22 protein-coding genes are annotated in these 23,525 nt (G+C 67.6%); 13 read left to right on the top strand and 9 right to left on the bottom strand.

The features are described 5' to 3' along the window. Positions 1–109: 109 nt before the first annotated feature. From AC0KXF_RS04585 to AC0KXF_RS04560, 6 genes are all read right to left on the bottom strand, one after another. Positions 110–400 carry a hypothetical protein gene (locus tag AC0KXF_RS04585; RefSeq protein WP_473108058.1) on the bottom strand — a complete coding sequence of 97 codons (291 nt, stop codon included), beginning with the start codon at positions 398–400 and terminating at the stop codon, positions 110–112. An 8-nt stretch (positions 401–408) separates the two neighbouring features. Next, positions 409–609 carry a hypothetical protein gene (locus tag AC0KXF_RS04580; protein ID WP_473108057.1) on the bottom strand — a complete coding sequence of 67 codons (201 nt, stop codon included), beginning with the start codon at positions 607–609 and terminating at the stop codon, positions 409–411. Between the two features lie 503 nt (positions 610–1,112). Next, positions 1,113–2,420 carry a helix-turn-helix domain-containing protein gene (locus AC0KXF_RS04575; RefSeq protein ID WP_473108056.1) on the bottom strand — a complete coding sequence of 436 codons (1,308 nt, stop codon included), beginning with the start codon at positions 2,418–2,420 and terminating at the stop codon, positions 1,113–1,115. Between the two features lie 103 nt (positions 2,421–2,523). After that, a complete protein-coding gene (locus AC0KXF_RS04570; protein WP_473110050.1) occupies positions 2,524–2,949 on the bottom strand; it encodes a hypothetical protein in 426 nt (141 codons plus the stop codon). A gap of 177 nt (positions 2,950–3,126) precedes the next feature. Further along, a complete protein-coding gene (locus AC0KXF_RS04565; RefSeq protein WP_473108054.1) occupies positions 3,127–3,336 on the bottom strand; it encodes a hypothetical protein in 210 nt (69 codons plus the stop codon). Between the two features lie 876 nt (positions 3,337–4,212). Then, on the bottom strand, positions 4,213–4,764 hold the full coding sequence (locus AC0KXF_RS04560; protein ID WP_473108053.1) for a hypothetical protein: 552 nt from the start codon (positions 4,762–4,764) through the stop codon (positions 4,213–4,215). 131 nt (positions 4,765–4,895) lie between these two features. Here AC0KXF_RS04560 and AC0KXF_RS04555 point away from each other — a divergent pair, with 131 nt between their 5' ends. The 5 genes from AC0KXF_RS04555 (at position 4,896) to infB (ending at position 12,979) form a co-directional block, all read left to right on the top strand. After that, positions 4,896–5,558: a DUF3800 domain-containing protein gene (locus AC0KXF_RS04555; protein WP_473108052.1), complete on the top strand. Its 663-nt coding sequence runs from the start codon at positions 4,896–4,898 to the stop codon at positions 5,556–5,558. Between the two features lie 231 nt (positions 5,559–5,789). Next, positions 5,790–8,228: an FtsK/SpoIIIE domain-containing protein gene (locus AC0KXF_RS04550; RefSeq protein ID WP_473108051.1), complete on the top strand. Its 2,439-nt coding sequence runs from the start codon at positions 5,790–5,792 to the stop codon at positions 8,226–8,228. A 445-nt stretch (positions 8,229–8,673) separates the two neighbouring features. Beyond that, a complete protein-coding gene (gene nusA / locus AC0KXF_RS04545; protein WP_223044794.1) occupies positions 8,674–9,669 on the top strand; it encodes a transcription termination factor NusA in 996 nt (331 codons plus the stop codon). A gap of 281 nt (positions 9,670–9,950) precedes the next feature. Further along, complete coding sequence (locus tag AC0KXF_RS04540) at positions 9,951–10,208, top strand: YlxR family protein (protein WP_473108050.1); 258 nt, start codon at positions 9,951–9,953, stop codon at positions 10,206–10,208. Between the two features lie 74 nt (positions 10,209–10,282). After that, positions 10,283–12,979, top strand: a complete 2,697-nt coding sequence (infB, locus tag AC0KXF_RS04535) for a translation initiation factor IF-2 (protein WP_473108049.1) — start codon at positions 10,283–10,285, stop codon at positions 12,977–12,979. A 176-nt stretch (positions 12,980–13,155) separates the two neighbouring features. On the opposite strand, the gene AC0KXF_RS04530 is transcribed toward infB, so the two are convergent. Next, positions 13,156–13,566, bottom strand: a complete 411-nt coding sequence (locus tag AC0KXF_RS04530; RefSeq protein ID WP_473108048.1) for a VOC family protein — start codon at positions 13,564–13,566, stop codon at positions 13,156–13,158. A 10-nt stretch (positions 13,567–13,576) separates the two neighbouring features. Next, positions 13,577–14,047, bottom strand: a complete 471-nt coding sequence (locus AC0KXF_RS04525) for a helix-turn-helix transcriptional regulator (RefSeq protein WP_473108047.1) — start codon at positions 14,045–14,047, stop codon at positions 13,577–13,579. Positions 14,048–14,235: 188 nt separating this feature from the next. Between AC0KXF_RS04525 and rbfA the strand changes: the two genes are divergently transcribed. After that, positions 14,236–14,670: a 30S ribosome-binding factor RbfA gene (rbfA, locus tag AC0KXF_RS04520; protein WP_223044789.1), complete on the top strand. Its 435-nt coding sequence runs from the start codon at positions 14,236–14,238 to the stop codon at positions 14,668–14,670. Positions 14,671–14,776: 106 nt separating this feature from the next. On the opposite strand, the gene AC0KXF_RS04515 is transcribed toward rbfA, so the two are convergent. After that, on the bottom strand, positions 14,777–15,661 hold the full coding sequence (locus AC0KXF_RS04515; protein WP_473108046.1) for an HhH-GPD family protein: 885 nt from the start codon (positions 15,659–15,661) through the stop codon (positions 14,777–14,779). Between the two features lie 96 nt (positions 15,662–15,757). On the opposite strand from AC0KXF_RS04515, the gene truB reads away from it, so the two are divergent. From truB to mtrA, 7 genes are all read left to right on the top strand, one after another. After that, the gene (gene truB, locus AC0KXF_RS04510; protein WP_473108045.1) at positions 15,758–16,744 is read left to right on the top strand and encodes a tRNA pseudouridine(55) synthase TruB; all 987 of its coding nucleotides are present in this window, start codon (positions 15,758–15,760) and stop codon (positions 16,742–16,744) included. Next, positions 16,741–17,097 carry a hypothetical protein gene (locus AC0KXF_RS04505; RefSeq protein ID WP_473108044.1) on the top strand — a complete coding sequence of 119 codons (357 nt, stop codon included), beginning with the start codon at positions 16,741–16,743 and terminating at the stop codon, positions 17,095–17,097. Before truB ends, AC0KXF_RS04505 begins: the two co-directional genes overlap by 4 nt. Before the next feature lie 264 nt (positions 17,098–17,361). After that, positions 17,362–17,580, top strand: a complete 219-nt coding sequence (locus AC0KXF_RS04500; RefSeq protein ID WP_255572847.1) for a WhiB family transcriptional regulator — start codon at positions 17,362–17,364, stop codon at positions 17,578–17,580. Between the two features lie 77 nt (positions 17,581–17,657). Beyond that, positions 17,658–20,879: a glycosyltransferase family 2 protein gene (locus AC0KXF_RS04495; RefSeq protein WP_473108043.1), complete on the top strand. Its 3,222-nt coding sequence runs from the start codon at positions 17,658–17,660 to the stop codon at positions 20,877–20,879. After that, positions 20,876–22,273 (top strand): DUF5719 family protein, encoded by a 1,398-nt coding sequence (locus AC0KXF_RS04490; protein WP_473108042.1) that lies wholly within the window; start codon positions 20,876–20,878, stop codon positions 22,271–22,273. Before AC0KXF_RS04495 ends, AC0KXF_RS04490 begins: the two co-directional genes overlap by 4 nt. Positions 22,274–22,339: 66 nt before the next feature. Next, positions 22,340–22,777, top strand: coding sequence for a hypothetical protein (locus AC0KXF_RS04485; protein WP_473108041.1), 438 nt, complete (start codon positions 22,340–22,342; stop codon positions 22,775–22,777). A gap of 57 nt (positions 22,778–22,834) precedes the next feature. Continuing rightward, positions 22,835–23,518 carry an MtrAB system response regulator MtrA gene (gene mtrA / locus AC0KXF_RS04480; RefSeq protein ID WP_305069218.1) on the top strand — a complete coding sequence of 228 codons (684 nt, stop codon included), beginning with the start codon at positions 22,835–22,837 and terminating at the stop codon, positions 23,516–23,518. Positions 23,519–23,525 lie beyond the last annotated feature (7 nt).

The following is a 23,525-nucleotide window of genomic DNA, read 5'->3' as shown; positions in this document are numbered from 1 at the left end:
TACCTGGGATAGTGGGAGGGGGTCTGCTGAGGGTTTTGAGACACCCCCCCCGGGGTGTCAAACACGGCACCCCGGGGGTTGCTTCGGACCTCCCTGGGGTTGTTCAGCTCTACTCCCGATGTGCTGTGAACTCCCATACGTATCGGTACTCGATGGGGTCTTCCGCGAAGCCGCCTGGCCAGGTGATGAACTCGGTAACGCTGACGTAGGCGATCGTGTGATACCCGGCGGTCGTTGCTTCTGTCAGGGCTTCACGGGCTGCGTCTGCGAACAGGTCCGGGTCGGTCTCGGGCTTAAGTACACGGTCGGTGGTTGTCGTCGTGACCGTCACGGTTGCTGCCGCTGAGGCCCCGGCCTTGCGGGCGCGGAGCTTGTCCTGCTCGGTAGGTTCTATGAGCACTTTGATTCCTATTCAAGGTCGATCTCGAAGTCGAACGTCAGGAGGCCGCGTGCTCCAGTGGTTTCATTGAGAGCATCGCCGTCGACCGTAGCCAGGTTGTTTGCGATCTCTTCGGTGCAGCGGTCGATGATGAGCAGGTAGGGCGTGTTCGTGTACTCGCCTTGATGCTCCATCGGGAGCTCGAGGACTCGAAGTCGCGGCGTGCTCATTGTGATGCCTTCCGTGTCGGTGGTGTCGTTTACCCTGGCCGTATGAGTGTGCGTCCGATGAAGTGTCCCGGCTGTGGTGAGCAGCAGCGGCTTCGTATCACCCGGTATGTGCCGCAAGTGGAGTTGATGGTGGAGCATCAGTCGCGTGATGGTTCGTACACCGCTGGGGCTGCGTCACCGGCTGAGGTCCGTTACGAATGTCTCGCGTGTGGTGTGTTCGTGGAGCACTTCACCCGCCCGATGAGCGACGCGATGCTGCACCGGTTCGGGTTCGCTACTGGGTAGCCCTGTGCCGTCCGCGCACCATCTGGCGGGCGTGGAGGTCGGCTTCGCGATCATCCTCACCACACAGGGCTGCCGCGAGCTGTGACGGGTACATGCCGCCACACACCTCGCACTCATGCATCGTCGTCTCCTGCCTCACTCGTGAGCAGATCCCAGTCGCCCTCTGCTGGAGGTTCGGGGAGTCCGAGTGGCCGCGTCAGGGTCTTCACGACAGCCTCCTACACGATTCGGAGTTGTTCCCACGTGTTGTTCGAGGTGAGGAACGTGAGCATGCCCGACTGTGACGACTCACCCCGACTGTTCGTGAACCATGACGAGCCGCGATCTGAGGCGGGTCCGACGAAGATCCAGCGTGCGTCTCCGGACTGCTGCACTCGCAGGGAATGCCAGTGGCCGGCGAGAAGGATCCGTGCGTCTGCGGTCGGCATGCGCCCGTGCGATTGGCCCTTCCACCATTCACCGAGCTTGTCAGCACTTCCGGCTTGATGGCCGTGCACGACGCCGATACGCGACCCGCTGGTGTCGAATGCGAGAGACTCCATGTAGGGGAGTGGGGTGAGCACTTCGACGTGCCCGAACGCTGCCGTGTTGAGGCGTAGGGCGTGCCCGAGCATCTTCGCGACGACGAGACCGTAGTCGGCGTGCACGTTCCCCGCGGGGCTCTTGGGGCCGATACGGTGCGCCCCGTGGTTCGAGGACACGGCCACGTACTTCACGGACGGTGCGAGGGGTGCGAGCATCTGAAGCCCGGTCAGCATGACGTGCATGGCCGCTTCTACCTGGTGGGGTAGGTCGCGGTCGTTCGTGCCGAGCTGTGAGCTTGTTGAGTAGATGTTCTCGATGATGTCGCCGGCGTCTACGATGACGATCTCTTGTGGTCGTTCTGTGACGGCAAGTTCCGCTGCACGGGTGAAAGACTCTAGGACCTGTTGCACGGTGTCGTCGGTGCCGCCGTTCCAGTCGGTTTTGCCGAGCTGGAAATCGGTGGCGACAATGACGAGCGACTTCGGGTGCGTGTCGTCGCGCAGGGTGATGGCGGGCCGGTAGTCGCGGACGCGCTGCTCGATCCCGGCAACATCGATGGCCTGTTCGCCCTGCTTGGGGCGGACGTTGTTCAGCTTGTTCCAGAACCCGCCGGTCGGGTTCGTCGTGACACCCCAAGTGAAGGTCACCTGTTCCGGGTCTTGCCCTTTGGATCGGATGAACTCGCAGAAGTCACGGTATCCCCACGCCCGGTCAGAGCTGAGAACGTAGTCAGAGCTTCCGTCGGGGCGGTGCGTCTCCGATTCACCTGCTGGGGCTACTTTGCTGCCCGCGTTCACTGGGGGAGCTGGTTCTACCTTGAGGCGTTTCCGTGCGCGTCTCACGGATGCTTCGTCGCAGCCGATTTCGCGTGCGATCGCCGAGTTCGATAGCCCCTCAGTGATGAGGGCGGCGACACGTTGGTCATCGATCTTCCGGGGACGACGCGACATTGGGCCTCCCGGCTTGAAGTGTTCCCCGTGCTCGGACGCCCGCTTGGTCATCGTTGAGTGAGTGTGGCGCGGCACGGGTGGTCTAGAAATGACGAAACCCCCGGCCAGTGATGGCGCGGGGGTTTCTACCTCGTAAGCGGATGAGGTTGCGGGGTTATGCGTTCGCCTTTGCGGGGCGTCCCGGTTTGGTGTTCCGGGTTTCAAGCCAGCGCTCGACAGCGTGCTTGGAGTACAGCGGTCCCTGCGCGGTCGTGATGACTGCCTTGGGGAACGCCGCACTGTCTGCGAGCTGGCGTGCGCGCTGGCGCGAGAACCCGCCCATCGCAGCGATCTCGGCATATCCGACGACTTCCGGGAATACCGGTTCGGCGAGGTATGCGTCCATCCCTGCTTCGGACAGGATCTCGATACCTGCTATTTCGACTGCGCCAATGGCGGCCGGGGCGTGGTCGTGCAGGAGTCTGTTGGTGGCCGTTGCGGCATCGAGCGCGGTGTCGGCATCGATGGTGACGGTTATGGTGCCGCCAAGGTGATCGCGGGCCGTGGTCATGGATGCTCCGTGATTCAGGAGTTCATCCATGAGGTCGAATGCTGCATCGGCGCTGAACTCGCTTGCGCAAGTGAATGCTACTGATGCGTGCCATGTAGGCATGGTGAATCCTCCGTATATCTGTTCGATTGCTTAGAGGGAGGCGATTGAGTTAGATTGTGGGGAGCTTCCCCGGCCAAGGTTTAGCTCCCCACAACTTCTATCCGCTCACTGGATGTAGCCGCTGCGCTTGAGTCGAGCGAGCGTGTTCTTGAACGCTCGGTGATCCGAGTTGGTCTTGTGCATTAAGACCGGATCTTTGCTCTTGTCGGGCGGGTAGGCCATGTATCCCTTGGTGGTGGTTTCGATTCGCCACCCCTGGGATTCCAGCTTTTCGAGAAGCGGTTTCAATCGCTTATCTGCCGGGATATTTCTCACCTCCCATCACTATTGATTTGTGGCTACAGCCTATCACAAACCCTAGTCGATGGGAACCGAATGTATCTACGAAGAACGCCAGCAGAGGCGGTCCCGGGACAACCGAGGCAGGGCGCGTACTGGCGGTGCGTGATGCGACCTAGGCTGTGGCCGTTCCAGTCGCTATTGGCTGCGGTCCCTCCGGCGATCAACCCGGACTCGGCAACGCTCCCGTCACGCGCGGGAAGCCTGTGGATGAAATGTAAAGCCATGTAAAGCGCGCTGTGCGGGGCCACCGGATTCCAGAAGCCCCGCACGCGGCTGATGCAGGCCCGAAGACGTGCATGTGTCTGCCGCGCATCGTCATGCCGCAGGCACTCGCGCCAGTTCCCTCACAATGGGGCCTTGTAGTGCGAGCTACGCGGGCTCGGGTTCGCTAAGCGTTCCGTCATTGCCCGGAATTGGCGCTCTCCTCGTCTTTCAGAGGTGCCACCGCGCCCCCGGATGGAGTCGAACCATCCGCCCACCGTCTATCGTGTGGCATCTCAACCCTGTGGGGCCGCCCGCGAACCTTGATCCCGGGCTATTCGATTGTGTAGATGGAACACGAAAGCCCCGACGCTGTTCGCTGCCGGGGCCATGGTGTGTGGGTATAGAACTCCACCATCTGATCTCAGATTACATATCGGTCATAAGAAAGTCAAGCCGCCTGCTTAGCGCGCCGTCGTCTCGGCGTGGCACGATCCATTCGCCGCAGATCGGGGACAAATAGCCACTTCTCATGAAGAGGCCGGAAAGTGCGTACCTCGCCCGACTCAACCCACTTATAGATGGTGCTCTTCGGTCGGGCAAGAAGAGCCGGAGCATCCTTCGCCATCACCCAGTCTTGTGAGGTGGTCATGCCGCTGCCTCCATCTCGGCCATGACGATCTGCGCAGCCCACGTCCATTCCTCTTCGCTGAGCTCGTACCCGCATGAGCAGTCAACTTTGATGAAGTCCCCATGCCAGCGTGGCGGGCGAAACTTCAGGGTGAGCATCTCGCACCCGCCGCACCTCATGTAGGTGACCTTGTGCGGCTTCTCCTCACGGGGCCACCGATAATCAGCAGTGGCAACGGCCTTCCCGAGGTCGATCGCGAGGGAGGCGCCGATCTTGTCATTCGCTGCATCCTCCGGGGTGGGGAAGCGGTTGAGCTGCTGCAGCAGCCGGGAGATCTCGTCTGCGGCGAGCCATGTCGCCGGCAGATTGATCGACGCCGTAGCGGAGGAGTCGACTCGCACGTCGGTTTCGCTCGTGCTGTTCAGGTTGCCGGCCGAGTACAGCCATGTGGTGATGCGTGCACCTTCGGCCCAGGCCCAGACGAATCGATTGAAGTCGCGCATCTCGAGGTAGCCGACATCTGCGTGTCCGGTGTGATCGAGGGCGACAAGGTTATCCAGCGTGTTCATGCTGTGGTTCCTGCGTGCTCGAGCCCCAACCACCAGTGCTCGGCTATTAAAGAATGTGGTTAGAGAATATCAGCTACTCGGAGAAGTGTGCGGCACAAACGTTCGACCCACACTTGGGAGAGAATGTGAGGATGCCAAAGAATGAGAAGCTGCCCCTCTACGTCTTCATTGACGAGTCGGGGAACTTGGACTTCAGTGGGAATGGCACTGATCACTTCGTGATGTCAGCGTTCATTACGTCGTCCCCTGCGGAGTGCTCCCAGAACGTTGTGAATCTCAAGTACGAGTTCATGCGGCGGGGGCTCGACGCGCAGTTGCCTTTTCATGCGGTGTACAACAGTAGAGGCACGCGCCAGCGGTTCAGCGAAGCGCTCTGCGGTTCAACGCATCGTTGCAGGGTGCACAGCATCTATTGCGACAAGCATTATGCGCACCAGTCGAAGCACTCACCCGAGGTCTTCTACTCACTTGTCGCTGGCGCACTGGCAAAGTACATCGTAAAGAGCTTCCGCGACTACCACAGCCCCATTGTCTTGATGTTTGATTCTGCACTGTCGAAGAAGCATCGTGCAGCATTCCTGAAGGTCATCAAGCCGCAGTTGGCCGCGCTTGGCGTTGAGTATCGGATCTCGTTCGCCACCATCAAAGAAGAGCCTTGCGGGCAGATCGCAGATTATTTCGCGTGGGCGTTGTTCCGGCAACTTGAGAGCAACGACCCGGTGCCACTCTCGCAACTACCTGTATCGCACAGCAAGTTCAACATCTTCCAGTACGGCCACACGAGATACTGGTGAAAATGCGACCACCCCGCCTAGCCTCTCGGCAGAACTCAGGAGTTCTTATCAGCAGGGTGGAACCTTTCCTCTAGTGTACGGTCCATACACAACTCCCGCAACGGGCAACGACGGGCAACGACGGACAACAACGGGCAATCGCGCCCAACGGCAAAAGAGTGGCGCCCTACGTGAGTAGCCCGCTGAGTGCTTCCATCGCAGACGAGAGCCGCGGATCGTTGGTTACGGTAGTTGCTGCTCGTCGATTACAAGGGCGGCGCCGCTTTCGCGGAGTGCGTCGACCTGCCGCACACCGTCGGCCTCGTGACCGACCTCACCCCGTACCTCGTGCGTCGCGCGCTCACGTCGCTGCACGCCGAGCTCCGCTACCGCGAAGAACTCCTCGCAGCGCATGGTGCGAAGGATCTCATCTCCATGGAACGGTGCTCCGATGCCGCCGCACCGCCCGTGCTCGTCATCGTGATCGACGAGTTCGCGGCACTCGCCCGCGAGGTGCCCGAGTTCGTCGACGGTGTCATCGACGTCGCCCAGCGGGGGCGATCCCTCGGTCTGCACCTCGTCATGGCCACTCAGCGTCCGGCCGGCGTCATCACCGACAATCTGCGCGCCAACACCAATCTGCGCATCGCACTGCGAATGGCCGACGAAGCCGACAGCACCGATGTGATCGGTGTGAAGGACGCCGCATTCTTCGACGCGGAGACCCCGGGGCGAGGGGCGATCAAGGTCGGCCCGGGCCGCATCACTCACTTCCAGACGGGCTACCTCGGCGGGCGCGCTTCGCCCGAAAGCGCGTCGGCGAGTATTGAGGTTCGATCCCTCGGCTTCACCGAGAGCGAGCCGTGGAGTATCCCCGTCGAAGCGCCTCGGGGTGGGCAGGGCCGGCGACGAACGCGGGACATCGAGCGGCTGCGCGACGGGATCGCGGCGGCCGCACGGCAGCTGCGCCTCACCGCACCGCGCAGGCCGTGGCTCGACCCCCTGCCCGCAGCACTGACTCTGGCCGAGGCGTCTGCGCTGGGCGGCGCGTCCGGGATCGCGAGGGTGTCTGCACCGGCTCAAGTCGACACTCGGAGGCACGGCAGCAGCGAGGACTCCGCGAGGGGTGTTCTCATCGGCCTGGGCGACGACCCCGCCGCCCAGGCGCGGCGTCCGGTGCGCATCGATTTCGAGGACGCGGGCAGCTTCTCCGTCATCGGAGCCGGCGGCACGGGCAAGACGAGCACTCTCTTCTCGCTCGCGGCCGCAGTCAGCGCCGACGGTGATCGCGATGCCGTGCAGCTCTACGCCGTCGATGCGGCTGGAGGCGGCCTCGGCGGCCTCAGCGTCCTGCCCACGGTCGGTGCCGTGGCCCCGCTCGCCGACACCGAGCTGGTGAGCCGAGTGCTGCGCCATGTGCGAGAGCTGGTCGTGGAACGCGGCCCGCGGTACGCCGCCGCGCGGGCGAACGGCATCGAGGCGTATCGCGCGACGAAGGCCGGTCGGGGGGAACCCCGCGTCATCCTGATGGTCGACGGCTTCGCCGCGTTCAGGCAGGCGACCGAGATGCTCACCGCAGAGGATTCCCCGTTCCGGTTGCTCGCCGAGATCATGCAGCGCGGGCGCGCGGTCGGAGTGCACGTCGTGCTCACGGCGGATCGACCGTCGGCGATCCCCGCCTCGATGGCAGCGAGTCTGCAGCGGCAGTTCGTGCTCAGGCTCGCGAACCCGCACGACTACGGGGTTCTCGGCGTGCCGCCCGATGTGCTCGAGAAGTCTTCACCGGGACGGGCGGTGCTCGCCGGAGACGACCGCGAACTGCAGTTCGCCCTCATCGGAGGGGCAGATCTCGCCTCACAAGCCGCGGTGATCGACGCGCTCGCCGCCGAGCTTCGCGATCGCGTCACTCGGGCACCGCGGATCGTCAATGCGCCAGACCGCGTGCCGCTCACGGAGCTTCCGGCGAGCCTCGACGGAGAACCGGTGTACGGCATCGACGTGCGGACGCTCGAGCCGGTGGCTCTGCCGAGCAGTGGACTGGGGGTCATCGCCGGACCGAGCGGATCGGGGCTCTCCCAGGCCGCGCTCAGCTGCGTCGTCGCCCTCGAGCGAGCGGCAGGTGAACACGGCGAGCGGGTCGAGGCGGTACTGCTGAGCTTTGCGGAGTGCGGGATCGGCGCGCGTCGCGAATGGGCCCACCTCGCGCGCGGCGCTGGACTCGTCGAACGGCTTGCGGCTCGGCTCGTCGTCGCGCTCGGCGGGAAGCCCGCGGCTTCGGCCTCCAGCGCGGGCCCGATCACGAGCCTCAGCGCTGAGCGGGAGGATCCTGCCGCGCCGCCGCTCCGCTTTCCCGGCCCCGGTGCCCGCGGAGTCGTCGTGGTAGAGCGGCCGGCCGAAGCCGACGGGACGGCCGCGCTCGCGCAGCTCGTCGCGCTCGCAAAGGCCGCGCGCAAAGCCGGAGTGCTCGTGCTCTTCGAGTTCGAGACGGGCACGGCGAGTGCCGTCTGGGAGCTGTACCAGGCCATCAAACAGCCGAGGTGGGGGATCTCGCTGCAACCCGACCAGCACGAGACCCAGACGCCGTTCCGCGAGGACCTCGGGCGCGTGCGGCGCGCGCACTTCCCGCCGGGGCGGGGCTTTGCGATCGCGAGCGGGAAGGCGACTCCGGTTCACGTCGCCGTCACCGACTGAAGAGAGGCGATATGGGGGCCTTCTTCAAGTCGTGATCCCGAGCGAGCGCGCGAGTCGGCCTCAAAGTATCGAGCCGGGCTGCAATTCACGCGAATTGCAGCCCGACTCGATAGGAATGGACCGTCTCGATTGTTCCAGGGGCATGGATCATGAACGGAGCAAACGGAGCATAGGAGCGCTCTTGGGAGAGAGAACTCGTACCGCTGCGCACCTGATGGCCACGATCCGGAACCTCGCGATCAGTATCCACCGCCTGGCCGGAGCGACCAATGTCGCTGCCGCGACCCGCGCCGCGATGCGAGATCCCAGGACACTCAGACACCTCACCGGACATTAAGAGGACCTTGGGCGAGATAGAGATGCTGCGCCGACGAGTGCGCTACTCTGGAGGATCGGCCCACGGGCTGCATAGCTGAATAGACATCTCAATACCAAGGAGGCCACCGTGAAGATCGAACTCGTCACGCTGCGACAGATCGAGCGTGAGAAGGAGATCCCCTTCGACGAGCTCGTGGAGATCATCGAGCAGGCGATCCAGTCCGCCTATCTGCGTCATGCCGAGAATCAGAACATGTCGGTGCCGAAGGAAGACGAGGTGCGGGTCACGCTCGACCGCAAGAGCGGCGAGATCTCGGTGCTCGTTCCCGAGGTCGACGACGAGGGCCAGGTCATCGGAGAGGCCTTCGTCACCACCGACGAGTTCGGTCGCGTCGCATCGAGCGCCGCCAAGCAGGTCATCAACCAGCGGCTGCGCGATCTCAGCGACGACGCCGTCCTGGGAGCCTTCAAGGACAAGGAGGGGCAGATCGTCTCGGGTGTCGTCCAACAGGGGCCCAACCCCCGCATGGTGCACGTCGACCTGGGTGAGCTCGAGGCGATCCTGCCCCCCGAGGAGCAGGTCCCCGGTGAGAAGTACCCTCACGGCGCGCGGATCCGCGTGTACGTGACGAGCGTGTCGAAGGGGCTGAAGGGTCCTCAGGTGATCGTGTCTCGCACTCACCCGGGTCTCGTGCGCAAGCTGTTCGAACGGGAGGTTCCCGAGCTCGCCGAGGGGATCGTCGAGATCGTGTCCCTCGCCCGCGAGGCAGGGCACCGCACGAAGGTCGCCGTGCGCGCGAAGCAGCCCGGTATCAACGCGAAGGGCACCTGCATCGGTGAGATGGGCAGTCGAGTGCGCGCCGTGATGAGCGAGCTCGGCGAGGAGAAGATCGACATCGTCGACTACTCGTCGCAGCTTCCGGCGTTCGTCGCGAACGCGCTCTCGCCGGCGAAGGTCACCGACGTGTTCATGCTGAACGAGTCGCTGAAGCAGGTGCGCGCTCTGGTGCCCGACTTCCAGCTCTCCCTCGCGATCGGCAAGGAGGGGCAGAACGCCCGCCTCGCTGCGAAGCTGACGGGCGCGAAGATCGATATCCAGCCGGACTCGATCATGAACGACTGACATTTCTCCGGGTCGAGGCTGGATATTTCGATCTTCGCGCCGGAGCGCTCAGGGGAATTGCGCCGCGGGCTGGGAGAGAAACGCGTCAGCGTTTCGCGGCCCGGGGCGCTGCGGCCACTGCCGCAGGCGATTCCGCGCTCCGGTTCGCGGCCGCAGGCCGCGCAGCAAGCACAGAGATCCAACCGGACTCGATCATGAACGACTGACGGACATCTGCAACCCGCCCGGCTATCGCTGTGAGCGGAGGCCCGGGCGGGTGTGTCGTGGAGGAAGCTGGTAGGATGGATTCGGTTCGGACCTGTGTCGCGTGTCGCAAGCGTGCGTCGCGCGCGGAACTGCTGCGAGTGGTGCTGCACGATGGACGACTGATTGTCGATGATCGAGCGGTGCTCCCCGGGCGGGGAGCCTGGGTGCATCCCACGGTGCAGTGTCTGAATCAAGCGGTGTCGCGCGGAGCTTTTCCGCGCGCGCTGAAGGTGTCGGGGAGGCCCGATGCCAGTCCCTTAGAGAACAGGCTGAAAACACTCATGGACAACTAATGAGCGGCTCAAAATGAGGCCCGTCCGATAACCAAGGTTCTCGCCTGTCTGGCGTGAACCCAGACAGGAGAAAAGTGGCAAACCCACGCGTACACGAGATCGCTACTGAGATCGGTGTCGATAGCAAGGTCGTTCTGGCCAAGCTGAAAGAAATGGGCGAGTTCGTCAAGGCGCCCTCGTCCGCTATCGCGCCCCCAGTGGCGCGAAAGGTCAAGGCCGCCCTCGAGGCGGAAGGCGTGACCAAGTCGGACGCCGAAGGCTCGTCCGCGGCTCCGAAGCCCGCGGCGAAGAAGTCGTCCACCCCGAAGCCCGGCCCGAAGCCGGCTCCCAAGGCTGCCCCTGAGCCCCAGGCTCCCGCGGCCGAGAAGAAGCCTGCCGCGCCCAAGCCCGACGCGGCCCCGAAGCCCGGCTCCGCCGGGGCTCCCAGGCCCGGAAGCGCGCCGAAGCCCGGTGCGAAGCCCGCGGCTGCGCCCAAGCCGGGTGCGAAGCCCGGTGCTCCCAAGCCCGCCGGTCCGCGTCCCGGCAACAACCCGTTCGCCTCGAGCCAGGGCATGGGGATCCCCCGCCCTCCGCGTCCGGGCAACAACCCCTTCGCTCCCAACCAGGGTATGAACCGCGGTGGCGGCACTCGCCCCAACCCCGGCAACATCCCGCGCCCGGCTCCGCGCCCCCAGGGTGCGGGCGCCGGTCGTCCCGGCGGTGCCGGTCGTCCGGGCGGCGGTCGTCCGGGTGGCGGCGGTAACCGTCCCGGCGGCGGCACCGGCCCGGGTGCGGGCTTCGGTGGGCCCCGTCCCGGCGGCGGTTTCGCGGGTCGCGGTCGCGGCGGTCGCGGTGCCGGTACCGCCGGCGCGTTCGGTCGCGGCGGCTCGAAGAGCAAGGCCCGCAAGTCGAAGCGGGCGAAGCGGCAAGAATTCGAGATGCGGCAGGCGCCGTCCATCGGCGGCGTGCAGGTTCCTCGTGGCGATGGCAATACGCCGATCCGCCTGCGTCGTGGCGCATCGCTCTCCGATTTCGCCGACAAGATCGATACGAGCGCATCGAACCTCGTGACGATCCTCTTCCACCTCGGTGAGATGGCGACCGCGACTGAGTCGCTCGACGAGGCGACCTTCGAGATTCTCGGCGACGAACTGGGCTACAAGATCCAGATCGTCTCGCCCGAGGACGAGGATCGCGAGCTGCTCGAGGGCTTCGACATCGATATCGATGCCGAGCTCGAGGAGGAGGGCGACGACGTCCTGCAGCCGCGACCCCCTGTGGTCACGGTCATGGGTCACGTCGATCACGGTAAGACCCGACTGCTCGACGCGATCCGCAAGGCGGACGTGGGCGGTGGCGAGGCCGGCGGCATCACGCAGCACATCGGCGCCTACCAGGTCCACACCGAGCACGAGGGCGTCGATCGCGCGCTCACCTTCATCGATACCCCGGGTCACGAGGCGTTCACCGCCATGCGTGCCCGCGGTGCGCAGGTGACCGACATCGCGATCCTCGTGGTCGCGGCCGACGACGGCATCATGCCCCAGACGATCGAGGCGCTGAACCACGCGCAGTCGGCGAACGTGCCGATCGTGGTCGCGGTCAACAAGATCGACAAGGAGGGCGCGAACCCCGAGAAGGTGCGTCAGCAGCTCACCGAGTTCGGCCTGGTCTCCGAGGAGTGGGGCGGCGACGTCATGTTCGTCGACGTCTCGGCGAAGAACAACGTCGGTATCACCGAACTGCTCGACGCCGTGCTGCTCACGGCGGACGCCGGCCTCGATCTGCGCGCGAACCCCGATAAGGACGCGCGCGGCGTGGCCATCGAGGCGAAGCTCGACAAGGGCCGCGGCTCGGTCGCGACCGTGCTCATCCAGTCGGGTACGCTGCGCGTCGGCGACGCGATCGTGGCGGGTACCGCCTACGGCCGCGTGCGCGCGATGAGCGACGAGAACGGCGACGCGGTGCTCGAGGCGCTGCCCTCGCGCCCCGTGCAGGTGCAGGGTCTGTCGAGCGTGCCCCGGGCCGGTGACAACTTCATCGTCACCTCCGAGGATCGCACCGCCCGCCAGATCGCAGAGAAGCGCGAGGCGGCGGAGCGCAATGCTCAGCTCGCCAAGGCCCGCAAGCGCATCAGCCTCGAGGACTTCACGAAGGCCCTTGAGGACGGCAAGGTCGAGTCGCTCAACCTCATCATCAAGGGCGACGTGTCGGGTGCCGTCGAGGCGCTCGAGGAGTCGCTCATGAAGATCGAGGTCGACGAGTCGGTGCAGCTGCGCATTCTGCACCGCGGCGTCGGTGCGATCACCGAGTCCGACGTCGACCTGGCCACGATCGACAACGCGATCGTGCTGGGTTTCAACGTCCGCCCGGATGTCAAGGCTCGCGAGCGCGCAGCGCGCGAGGGCATCGATATCCGCTTCTACAACGTCATCTACAACGCGCTCGAGGACATCGAGAACTCGCTCAAGGGCCTGCTCAAGCCCGAATATGAGGAAGTCCAGTCGGGTGTCGCCGAGATCCGCGAGGTGTTCCGCTCCTCGAAGTTCGGCAACATCGCGGGTGTCATCGTGCGCAGCGGTACGATCACGCGCAACGCCAAGGCGCGCGTGATCCGCGAGGGCGTCGTGATCGCCGATGGCCTGGCCATCGAGTCGCTGCGCCGCTTCAAGGACGACGTCACCGAGGTCAGGACGGACTTCGAGGCCGGTGTCGGCCTCGGCAAGTTCAACGACATCCAGATCGGCGACGAGATCGAGACCACCGAGATGGTGGAGAAGCCGCGGGGCTGAGTTCTCCGCTGGACGGGGCCGGTGCACTCGCACCGGCCCCTTTCTCGTGCGTCGACCCCGTCGACACCCTCGCCCAGGTAGGAGATCCAGATCTAGGCGGGTGGAAGCCGAGAGCCTCTCCCGCGCGGAGACGGATCTCCTACCCGTGAGAGGCTCCGCCTGCGGCAGCCCGGAACTCAGCCGAGCTGCTGCACACGGACGGTGTTGCCCGCCGGATCGCGGAAGGCGAAGTCCCGCGCGCCCCAGTCCTGGTCCATGGGCTCCTGCAGCACGTCGACGCCCGAGGCCTCGACCTTCTCGAAGAGCTGCTGCAGCTCGTCAGTCGCGAACACGACTGAGGCGTAGGCGCCCTTGGCGACGAGCTCGCGCACGACCCGTCGCTCGTCTTCGGTGAGACCCGGGTCGATGGCCGGCGGGGTGAGCACGATGGAGGTGTCGGGCTGATTCGCCGGACCGACCGTGATCCAGCGCATATCCTCGTATCCGACATCGTTGCGGACCTCGAATCCGAGCACATCGCGGTAGAACGCGAGAGACGCCTCGGGGTCGGTGTGGGGCAGGAACGTGACGTGAATGTTGATCTTCATGCCCGTCACGCTACTCGTCGCCGTGGCCGGAAACTTCTCGATTCCTGACCGGTTTCGTCGCACGCATCGTGATGATGCCGGGGAGCCCGGTGAGGGGCCCGCATCCCTCTCGTCGGTAGCGACCGGGGGACATGCCCACGAGCTCGGTGAAGCGAGTGGTGAAGGTACCGAGGGACCCGTAGCCGACCGCGAAGCACACCTCGGTGACGCTGAGGTCGCCGCGGCGCAGCAGCGTCATGGCGCGCTCGATGCGCCGGGTCATGAGGTAGCTGTACGGCGATTCCCCGTACGTCGCCTTGAACTCGCGGCTGAGGTGGCCGGCGGAGAAGCCGACGCCCGCGGCGAGCGACTCGACATCGAGCGGGCTCGCGTACTCGCGGTCGATCCGATCCCGTACACGCCTGAGCAGCACGAGGTCGCGCAGCCGCTGGTCGTCGTCGCTCTTCCTTCCCACCAGGCCCATCTTGCCGTATCCCGGCATCGAGACGGCCTCTCGCAGTCGAGACCGTCTTCGGCCCTCTCGGTGCGAAGCGGTTTCGACGATAGGGGTCCGTATCGATTCTGCGGTGGTCGTCGTGACTGCCGGGCGCTGCTTGAGAGGTCAGAAAGGGCTCTGGGAGGCGGCATCCGCAGCCGTTCTCGGCCTCTCGGGAGCGGTAGGCTTGGAGCATGAGCAATCCGAGGGCCGGCAAGGTGGCAGAGCGCATCCAGCAGATCATCGCGCGCAGGCTGGAGAAGGGGCTGCGGGATCCGCGTCTGGGTTTCGTGACCATCACCGATGTGCGCGTGACCGGTGATCTGCAGCACGCGAGCATCTTCTACACCGTGTACGGAGACGAGCAGGAGCAGGCCGACTCCGCAGCGGCGCTGAAGGCCGCGACCGGCATGCTGCGCACCGAGGTCGGCAAGCAGCTGGGCACCCGGCTCACCCCGACGCTGGAGTTCATCCACGACGAGCTTCCCGAGAGTGCGCAGCACCTCAACGATCTGCTCGCCGAGGCGAGGCGTCGCGACGAGGAGTCGGCGGCGCAGGCTGCGAGCGCGCAGTACGCGGGCGAGGCGGATCCGTACGTGAAGCCTCGCGAGGACGACGAGGATCGCTGAGCCGGCGCCCGTTCGCTGAGCCTGTCTGAGCTTGGCGAAGCGCGCGCATGGCCCTCCGACAAGCTCAGGGACGAGGGCTCAGAGACGAGGGCTCAGGGTCGGCCGCTCACGGCAGCCGCACATGCCCGTCGAGCTCCACGAGAAGCCCGTCCGCGATGAGCGAGTCGTAGGCCCGGCGCGGCTGCTCTGGATCGCGCACCCCGCCCGAGGCCGCGGCTGCGAGCGCCTCCTCCGCTGAGACCGGTGTCTCGGCCCTGCGCAGCAGCGCCATGATCCGCCCCCGCACCTGCCGGTCGCTGCCCTCGAACTTCGCCTGCTTCGGTCGCTTCGAGGGAGCGTTATCGGGGTAGCCCGCCCCGCGCCACTCGCACCACCGCGCGATCGGGCAGGCGTCGCAGCGGGGCGCTCGGGCGGTGCAGACGATCGCGCCCAGCTCCATCGCCGCGGCGTTGAATACCGCGGCCTCGCGGGGCTCCTCGGGCAGCAGCGCCGCCATGTCGTCGAGGTCGCGTGGGGAGGGCATTCCTGCCGCGGCCCGCCCGTGCACCAGGCGCGCGATGACGCGACGGGTATTGGTGTCGACGACGGGGTGCCGCTCGCCGAACGCGAAGGCCGCGACCGCGCGCGCCGTGTAGGGGCCGATGCCGGTGAGGGCGAGCAGGTGCTCGACATCGGATGGCACGCGGTCCCCGTGCCGGGAGGCGATCTCGACGGCGGCGCGGTGCAGCCAGAGGGCGCGGCGCGGGTAGCCGAGGCGATCCCACGCGCGCACGGCCTCCCCGGGCTCCTCGGCCGCGAGAGCGGACGGCGTCGGCCAGCGCTCGATCCAGGCGGTCCACCGGGGGAGCACACGATCGACCTGGGTCTGCTGCAGCATGAATTCGGAGACGAGGATCGCCCACGGCGTCGCGTCGTCCGCGCGCCAGGGCAGAGCCCGGGCTTCGCGCTGGTACCAGGCGTTCAGTTCCCGGGCGATCGCTGTCGTATCCATCCGCACAGCCTAGCGATCCGGCGCCTGCGACACTGCTGGCCAGATGACGCCTGTTGCCGCGACACCGGCGGCGGGGCGGATCGCTAGGCTGGTCGGGTGACGAAGGATCCCCTGAACGCGCCCGCACCGCTCCCGCCGCAGGGAGCGATCCTGTTGATCGACAAGGCGGAGGGCTGGACCAGCCACGACGTCGTCGCGAAGAGCCGCCGCGCCCTCGGCACTCGCAAGGTGGGACACGCGGGCACGCTCGACCCGATGGCGACCGGGCTGCTCGTGCTCGGCGCCGGTCCCGCGACTCGTCTGCTCACTCACCTGGTCGGACTCGACAAGACCTACACCGCGACGATCCGCCTCGGCATGACGACGGTCACGGACGACCGCGAGGGCGACACCCTCGAGGTCGCAGACCCGGCCGCGGTCGCGGAGCTCGCGGCGGATCCCGCGCGGATCGCGGCCGCCGTCGCCGAGCTCACAGGCGACATCGAGCAGGCTCCGAGCGCGGTGAGCGCCATCAAGGTCGACGGACGCCGCGCCTACGATCGGGTGCGCGCGGGCGAGCAGGTCGAGCTGAAGAAGCGGCCGGTGACGATCCATGCTTTCGAGATCGGCGACCCGACGCCCGGGGCCGCGGAGGAGGGGGCGCATCCGGTGATCGACATCGAGGCGACGGTGCGCTGCTCGTCGGGCACGTACATCCGGGCGCTCGCGCGAGACCTGGGTGCGGCGCTGGGGGTGGGGGGTCACCTCACGGCGCTGCGTCGCACGGAGGTCGGTCCGTTCGAGGTCGCGGATGCCATTTCGACGGAGGCGCTCGCGGAGGGCAGGATCGGCGCGCTCGCCGAACCGGCCGAGGTCGCGACGGCGCTGTTCCCCGCACTGATGCTCACGGAGGCGCAGGCGGTCGATCTGGGGCACGGCAAGCGCGTCGAGGTGGATCCGACGGCGAACCCCGATGCGAGGCTCGCCGCGGCCGTTGCTCCGGACGGGCGGCTCGTCGGTCTCGTCGAGGTGAAGAGGGGACGCACCCGCGTGGTGACGAACTTCCCGACTCCGGACAGCGCTGCGGCGGAGGGGGCGGCATGATCCTCTGGTACGCCGTCGTGACGATCGCGGTGGCGCTCGTCGGCGCCGTGCTGTGCCTTGTCGCCGCGCTGCGCAAGCGCGGCCCCGACGACTTCACGATGGGGGCGACGCTGCTGGTCGCGCTGCTGCTGATCGCGCAGATCGTCATCTCGATCGCGGCGCCGTTCTCGGGTAACCATGCCGTGGGGGATCCGCTGGAGTTCTGGATGTATCTGATCGTGGCCTTCCTGCTGCCCCCTGCCGCCGGCTTCTGGGCGCTCGTGGATCGCACCCGGTGGGCGAACGCGGTGCTCGGCGTCGTGCATCTGGCGGTCGCGGTGATGGTGTACCGCATGCTCGTGATCTGGGGGTAGGTGCGCGTCGCGAGGTCCGTCGGGGACACGTTTGCGACACGCCGGCGTGTCTTTGAACCTTCAGGGATACTTGAGGGTTTAAACTTCCCGGCTTGACTTGAACGAATCACACCGATGTAATTGTTCAGGTACCAGTGCGAGTCGCGCATCCGGAGCTGAGGAAAGGAGCGACGTTTGGCAGAGCAGTCGCAAACCCCCGTTCCGGGCAACTGGTTCGTAGACCCGGTGTTTCTGGGCGTGCCTGGGATCCGCAACGACGACGAGATGCTCGCGTGGCAGGCGGACGCGCTGTGCGCGCAGACGGACCCCGAGGCCTTCTTCCCGGAGAAGGGCGGATCGACCCGCGAGGCGAAGCGCATCTGCGAGAGCTGCGAGGTCCGGTCCGAGTGCCTCGAGTACGCCCTCGAGAACGATGAGCGCTTCGGCATCTGGGGCGGCCTCTCCGAGCGCGAGCGCCGCCGGCTGCGCCGCGAGGCCGGCTGAGAGTTCACGAGCGGATTCGCATCCCCTCCGCATGGCTTCAGAAGCCGCGCACGTTCCGCGCCTAGACTGAGCGCGATATGCGTACGAGAGTGACCGCCATCCTGATCGCCCAGAGGGGCGGGGAGTGGCTCGACCAGACCATCGCCGGCATCGCCGAGCAGACCGCCCAGCCCTCCGCTGTGATCGCGGTGAACAACGGCGGTTCCGAGCGCGTCGGCGAGCAGCTCATGAACAGCGGTGCTGCGCGCGTCGTGGGACTCTCCTCCCGTGTCTCGTTCGGTCAGGCCGTCGCCCGCGGGGTGCAGACCGTGCCGGTCGATCCGGAGATCGAGGACTGGATCTGGCTGCTCAGCGAGGACGCGTGCCCCGAGCCCGAGGCGCTCGAGCACATCCTCAGCAGCGTGCAGCGCGCGCCGTCGGTGGTCGTCGCCGGCCCGAAGCTGGTCGACTGGGATCACCCGGAGCGCATCATCGAGCTCGGCCAGAGCCTCACCCGCTACGGCTCGCGGTGGACGCTGCGCCGACAGGAGCTCGATCAGCAGCAGTACGACCACATGCAGGACGTGCTGGGCGTGGGCCCCGTCGGCATGCTCGTGCGTCGCGACGTCTGGGACGAGCTCGGAGGCTTCGATCCCGCCCTGCCGATCTACGACGACGGCCTCGACTTCTGCGTGCGCGCCCGGCTGGCCGGGCACCGGGTCGAGGTCGCCCCCGCCTCACGGGTGCGCTTCGCTCAGAGCGGCGTCGCGGGCCCCCACATCGACCGCCGTCGCTCCCTGCTGCGCACCGCCCACCGGCAGGCGCGCACCGCGCAGCTGCATCGGCGGATCTCGTACGCGCCGGCCCTCGTCGCCTTCTTCGAATGGCTCGGACTGCCGATCTACGCCGTGCTGCGAGTGCTCTGGGCGCTGATCCGCGAGCAGCCGGGATTCATGATCGGCGAGTTCGCGGCGGCGTTCACGGTGTTCTTCAAGCCTCACGCGATCATCGCCTCCCGACGGAGGATCCGAAAGCACTCCACGGCGGGGTGGCCCGCGATCCGGCAGCTGCGCATCGACCCGAAGAGCGTGCGCACGGCCCGCATGATCGACCGCGAGGCGATCCTCGCCTCCTCAGGACGGCAGCGGAGAGAGCTGCACTTCATCTCGAGCGGAGGCCTCGCGGTGCTGGCCGCGGCGGCCGTGGCGGCGATCGCGCTCACCTGGTGGGCGTTCCCGCAGACGAGTCTCGCGGGCGGCGGGCTCGCCCCGCTGAGCCCCATCGACCAGCTGTGGTGGAACACCCGCCCGCTCGGCGGGGTGCCCGCCGACCCGTTCACCTGGGTGCTGGCGCTGCTCGGCACGCTGACGTTCTGGAACCCCTCGCACGCGCTCGTGCTGCTCATGATCGCGGCGATCCCGCTCACAGCGCTCGGGGGCTGGATCTGGGCGGCGCAGCTCACCGAGTCGCGCGCCGCGCGCGTGCTGCTGAGTCTCGGCTTCGCCCTGAGCCCGGTGCTGCTGGGATCCCTCGACGCCGGGCGGCTGCCGACGCTGGTGCTCACGATCGTGCTGCCCTGGCTGCTGCTCGCGGCGACCCGCTGCCGCGAGTCGTGGAGCTGGGCGGGCACGGCGTCGCTGCTCGCGGCCGTGGCGCTCGCCGCCGCGCCGATCCTGATCCCCGCGGCGATCGTGCTGCTCGTGGTGGGCCTCTTCACCACTCTCCGGGGGGCTGCGCGCGTGCTCACCACGGCGCTCATGCCGGCGGTGCTGTTCGCTCCGAAGGCCGTCTACGCCCTCACGAACGGCCGGCCGCTCGATCTGCTGCGCGACCCGGGTGTGGTCGCGCCGTTCGATGCGGGAACGACCTGGCACCTGCTGCTCGGCTTCCCCGAGTTCGGCCTCGAGGGCTGGGGCGGCATTCTCGAGGGGATCGGCCTCGGCGGCCCGCCGGCGACACTGCTCGTGGGCGTGCTTATGGCCCCGATCGCGCTGCTGGCCCTGCTCGGACTCTTCACCGGGCGGGTGGCCGTCACGCTGCTGAACGCGGTGCTCGGCGGGCTCGGCATGGCGACCGCGATCCTCGCCGCTCAGCTCCATCTCGCGGTGACCGGGGATCAGAGCGTTGCGGTGTGGACCGGCTCGGGACTCGCGGTGTACTGGATCGCGGTGCTGAGCCTCGCGGCGGTGGGAGCGACCACGCTGCAGCGCGGCGCGGCCCCCGTGGTCGCGGTGGGCCTCACCGCGGCGCTGATCGCGGTCGTTCCGGTCGCAGGAAACCTGCTGCTCAATCGTGTGCCGTTCGTTCCGGCCAGCGCGCAGATGCCGGCTCTCGTGCAGGCCGCGGGCGAGAGCGACCCCGGCGTTCGCACGCTCGTGCTCACGCCCGAGGCCGCGCACAGCGTGCGGGCCGAGCTGGTGACTGGCAGCGGGCTGCGCCTGGATCGCATTCGCTCGGCGCTCGGCTCGCCCCATGAGACGGCGGAGGACCAGCGCCTCGCCGCCCTGGTCGGCGGCCTCGCGAGCGTCGGCGGCCCGGATATCCGCGAGGACCTGCAGGCCGAGGGGATCGGCTTCGTGCTGCTCGTCGAGGGCGGCAGCGATCTCGAACGCGCCGAGCTGCAGCGAGTGTTCGATCAGCACGCGTCCCTGGCGAGCGCAGGGCTCACGGAGCAGGGGCTGCTGTGGCGAGTCGTCGATCCCGAGACGATCACGGAGCCCGAGGGCGATGCGGCGACCCGGGTCGGCGGAACCTCGCTGACGGGGCAGACGATCTGGGGCATCCAGCTGGTCGTACTGCTCGGCGTGCTGCTGCTCGCGCTGCCGACCGGCGAGGTGACCTACCGGCCCGAGCGGAGGAAGCGGCCGAATCGTCGCGCCGCGAAGAAGGCGCGCGCCAGGGTCGCATCCGCTGCGGTCGGGAGCACGGTCGCGGCCCCGTCGCAGGAGCTCGCCGCGGTCTCGGCGCAGGGCCAGACGGACGCGCCGGAGGAAACGGACGCGCCGAGGGATGCTGCGGAGGCGGCGATCGTCGATGGCGCACCCGCCGTGGAGGATCCGGGGACCGCACCCGAGCCGGAGCTCGCCGACGGCGGCCCCGCCGTGGAACCGGCCGGCGACGATCCGGTCGCCGAGAAAGATCCCGATCCCGAAGCCGGTGACGATCCTGACTCCGGGACCGCGGTAGAGGATCCCGATCCCGAAGCCGGCGATGATCCTGACCCCGAGGCCGCGAGCGAAACCCCGGCCGCCCCCGAGAACCCCGATGCTCCCGACGAGAGCGCCCGGACCGAGCACCTCGAGAACGGAGGCGAGCGATGAGCAAGCGTTCCAGTGCGCTGCGCGGCGGAGCCCGCGCCGTGACGGGCCTCGCCGTAGTCGGCGTGTGCGCCGCGGCCGTGGTGCTGCTGGGTCAGACCGAGCTGCCCGCCGTCGAGCAGGAGCCGATCGCGGTGACCGTCGACAGCACGCAGAACACGGCGCGCAGCCTCGTCTGCGCCGGACCCTTCTCCGAGCTCGGAGCCGATCCCGCCCGCCCGGCCGTGGCGATCCCCACGGGGTCTCCGACGGTGGCCGTCTCGGGCAGCGCGGCGGAGAACACGCATCTGGAACGCCCCGAGGGCGGCGACTCCCTGCCCGCGGTGCTGACCTCGCCGGTCTCCGAGCCGCTCGCCGCTGCTCAGGTGCAGGCGGTGAGCACCGAGAGTCTGAGCGGTGCGGTCGCGAGTTCCTGCGCCGAGCCCCTGAACGAGCAGTGGCTGATCGGCGGTGCGACCTCTCTCGGCGTCTCGACCACGCTCAGCCTCGGCAATCCGGGGACGGTGCCGGCGACGGTGCTGATCGGCGTCTACGACGAGTCCGGCCCGGTCGATGCCGTGCAGACGGCGGGGGTGCTCGTCGCGCCCGGCACCGACCAGACCGTGTCGCTCAACGGTTACGCGCCCGAGCGCGAGCGCCTCGCGGTGCGCGTGGTCAGCACCGGTGCGCCGGTCACGGCCAGCATGGGCGTCGGTCAGACGGAGGGGATCTCGCCGTTCGCGGTGTCGTCGGTCGATCGGCAGGTCGAACCCGCGACCGCCCTGGTGATCCCGGGGGTTCTCAACCGCAGCGACCACGGGCACGGCCCGAGCGACTCCGGGGAGAACGACGACACCCCGGTGGTCGTGCGAGCGCTCGCGCCCGCGGGCGAGGAGGGCAGCGCCCACGTGCGCGCCGTAGACGCGCACGGGAAGAGCACCGACCTGGGCGACATCGAGCTCGCAGCCTCCGCGGTCGGCGAGCTGTCGATACCCCGGTGGCCGGAGGATGCACAGGCCGTGATCGTCGAGGCGGACGTGCCGATCATCGCCGGAGCGCTCGGCTCGGTGACGGACAGCGACGGCCACGACTACGAGTGGTTCGCCCCGGCCCCGGCGACGACGGCCGACGTCCCGGCCGCGGCGGCGGTGGTCAGCGGCGGCGAGCTGATCGTGGTGAACCCGGGCGGGGAAGAGGCTCGGGTGACGGTCGAGAGCGCCGACGGGAAGGGCGAACCGCACGAGCAGACCATCGAGGCCGGAGCGGCTGCCGTCGTGCGCGCGCCCCAGAACGCCGTGATCACCAGCTCGGCTCCGGTGCACGCCGGCGTGCGGTACGTGCGCGACGGCGCGGTGGCCGGCTACCCGATCCTGGCCCCCGACCCGCGCGACGGGGAGATCACGGTCTACACGCGGTAGGGACGGTGATCCGCGTCGGCCGAGCCCGTCGAGGTTCAGCCGACGGCGCCCGCGTAGACTGGACGCATGTTCCGTCGCGAGCGCAAGCCCACAGCCCCAGCGCGGGCGAACCGACGGCACGGCCGGCGGCCCATGCGGTCCTCGCTCACCGGGCCGGGGCTGCCCGATCCGAACGCCAGGGTGCTGCGCTTCGAGATCTACGCCAGGGGCGCGGTCGAACTGCTGCAGTCGCACTTCCCGGACGAACTGCGCGATGTGCAGATCGGCTTCCAGACGGCGCCCTCCGGCCGCGGGGAGAGCCGTCTCCCGCTCTTCTACTCGATCGACAGGCAGGCGCGCACGATCATGATGTTCCGCATGCCCATCCAGCGCGCACGCGGCCTGCACGTCGATGACGAGGAGCACCGCCGCTACTTCGTCGAGCACTGCGTCTACCTGGCGGTGTGCGAGTACCTCGGGCGCGAGCCGTGGGAGTTGCTGCCGGGCCGCTTCGAGCACTATTGATCCGCAAGTGTCGTTTCAATCCACCGCGCCCCAGCCGAAGCGACCATAATGGAGAACATGAGCGCGCGCATCCTGGTGGTTGACGATGACAGGGCACTCGCCGAGATGCTCGGCATGGTGCTGCAGGGCGAGGGATTCGTCACGGAGTTCTCGGTCGACGGTGCCGAGGCCGTCGAGAAGTTCCGCGAGATGAGGCCCGATCTGGTGCTGCTCGATGTGATGCTGCCGGGGCTCGACGGCATCGAGGTCGCCGAGCGGATCCGGGCGGATTCGGGCACCCCCATCATCATGCTCACGGCCCGCACCGACACGCGCGACGTGGTGCGCGGCCTCGAGGCCGGGGCCGACGACTATGTGGTCAAGCCGTTCAACCCGGCCGAGCTGATCGCGAGGATCCGCGCCCGCCTGCGAGACCCGCAGCAGGATGCGGCCGAGACCCTGCGCATCGGCGACCTCACGATCGACGTCTCCGCGCACGAGGTGCGGCGGGGATCGCAGTCGATCCCGCTCACGCCGCTCGAGTTCGACCTGCTGGTGATCCTCGCCCGCAAGCCCCAGCAGGTGTTCACCCGCGAGGTGCTGCTCGAGAAGGTGTGGGGATACCAGTACAAGGCCGACACGAGGCTCGTCAACGTGCACGTGCAGCGCCTGCGGGCGAAGGTCGAGCAGGATCCCGATCACCCGACCATCATCACGACCGTGCGCGGTGTCGGCTATCGCGCGGGCGCGCCCGTCGAGTAGGAGCTCC

The sequence above is a fragment of the Leucobacter holotrichiae genome (assembly GCF_055791005.1).
Note: the sequence above shows the minus strand (reverse complement) of the source record. Positions and strands in the feature narration are given on the sequence as shown.

Bases quoted from the DNA above. Each gene is read 5' to 3' on its own strand.
- AC0KXF_RS04490 (WP_473108042.1), top strand. From the start codon at position 20,876: ATGAGCAAGCGTTCCAGTGCGCTGCGCGGCGGAGCCCGCGCCGTGACG.
- AC0KXF_RS04525 (WP_473108047.1), bottom strand. From the start codon at position 14,047: ATGCCGGGATACGGCAAGATGGGCCTGGTGGGAAGGAAGAGCGACGAC.
- mtrA (WP_305069218.1), top strand. From the start codon at position 22,835: ATGAGCGCGCGCATCCTGGTGGTTGACGATGACAGGGCACTCGCCGAG.
- AC0KXF_RS04570 (WP_473110050.1), bottom strand. From the start codon at position 2,949: ATGGATGAACTCCTGAATCACGGAGCATCCATGACCACGGCCCGCGAT.
- AC0KXF_RS04505 (WP_473108044.1), top strand. From the start codon at position 16,741: ATGATCCTCTGGTACGCCGTCGTGACGATCGCGGTGGCGCTCGTCGGC.
- AC0KXF_RS04530 (WP_473108048.1), bottom strand. From the start codon at position 13,566: ATGAAGATCAACATTCACGTCACGTTCCTGCCCCACACCGACCCCGAG.
- AC0KXF_RS04575 (WP_473108056.1), bottom strand. From the start codon at position 2,420: ATGACCAAGCGGGCGTCCGAGCACGGGGAACACTTCAAGCCGGGAGGC.
- AC0KXF_RS04540 (WP_473108050.1), top strand. From the start codon at position 9,951: ATGGATTCGGTTCGGACCTGTGTCGCGTGTCGCAAGCGTGCGTCGCGC.
- AC0KXF_RS04495 (WP_473108043.1), top strand. From the start codon at position 17,658: ATGCGTACGAGAGTGACCGCCATCCTGATCGCCCAGAGGGGCGGGGAG.
- AC0KXF_RS04580 (WP_473108057.1), bottom strand. From the start codon at position 609: ATGAGCACGCCGCGACTTCGAGTCCTCGAGCTCCCGATGGAGCATCAA.
- AC0KXF_RS04555 (WP_473108052.1), top strand. From the start codon at position 4,896: ATGCCAAAGAATGAGAAGCTGCCCCTCTACGTCTTCATTGACGAGTCG.
- AC0KXF_RS04560 (WP_473108053.1), bottom strand. From the start codon at position 4,764: ATGAACACGCTGGATAACCTTGTCGCCCTCGATCACACCGGACACGCA.
- AC0KXF_RS04485 (WP_473108041.1), top strand. From the start codon at position 22,340: ATGTTCCGTCGCGAGCGCAAGCCCACAGCCCCAGCGCGGGCGAACCGA.
- rbfA (WP_223044789.1), top strand. From the start codon at position 14,236: ATGAGCAATCCGAGGGCCGGCAAGGTGGCAGAGCGCATCCAGCAGATC.
- AC0KXF_RS04515 (WP_473108046.1), bottom strand. From the start codon at position 15,661: ATGGATACGACAGCGATCGCCCGGGAACTGAACGCCTGGTACCAGCGC.
- AC0KXF_RS04500 (WP_255572847.1), top strand. From the start codon at position 17,362: ATGCTCGCGTGGCAGGCGGACGCGCTGTGCGCGCAGACGGACCCCGAG.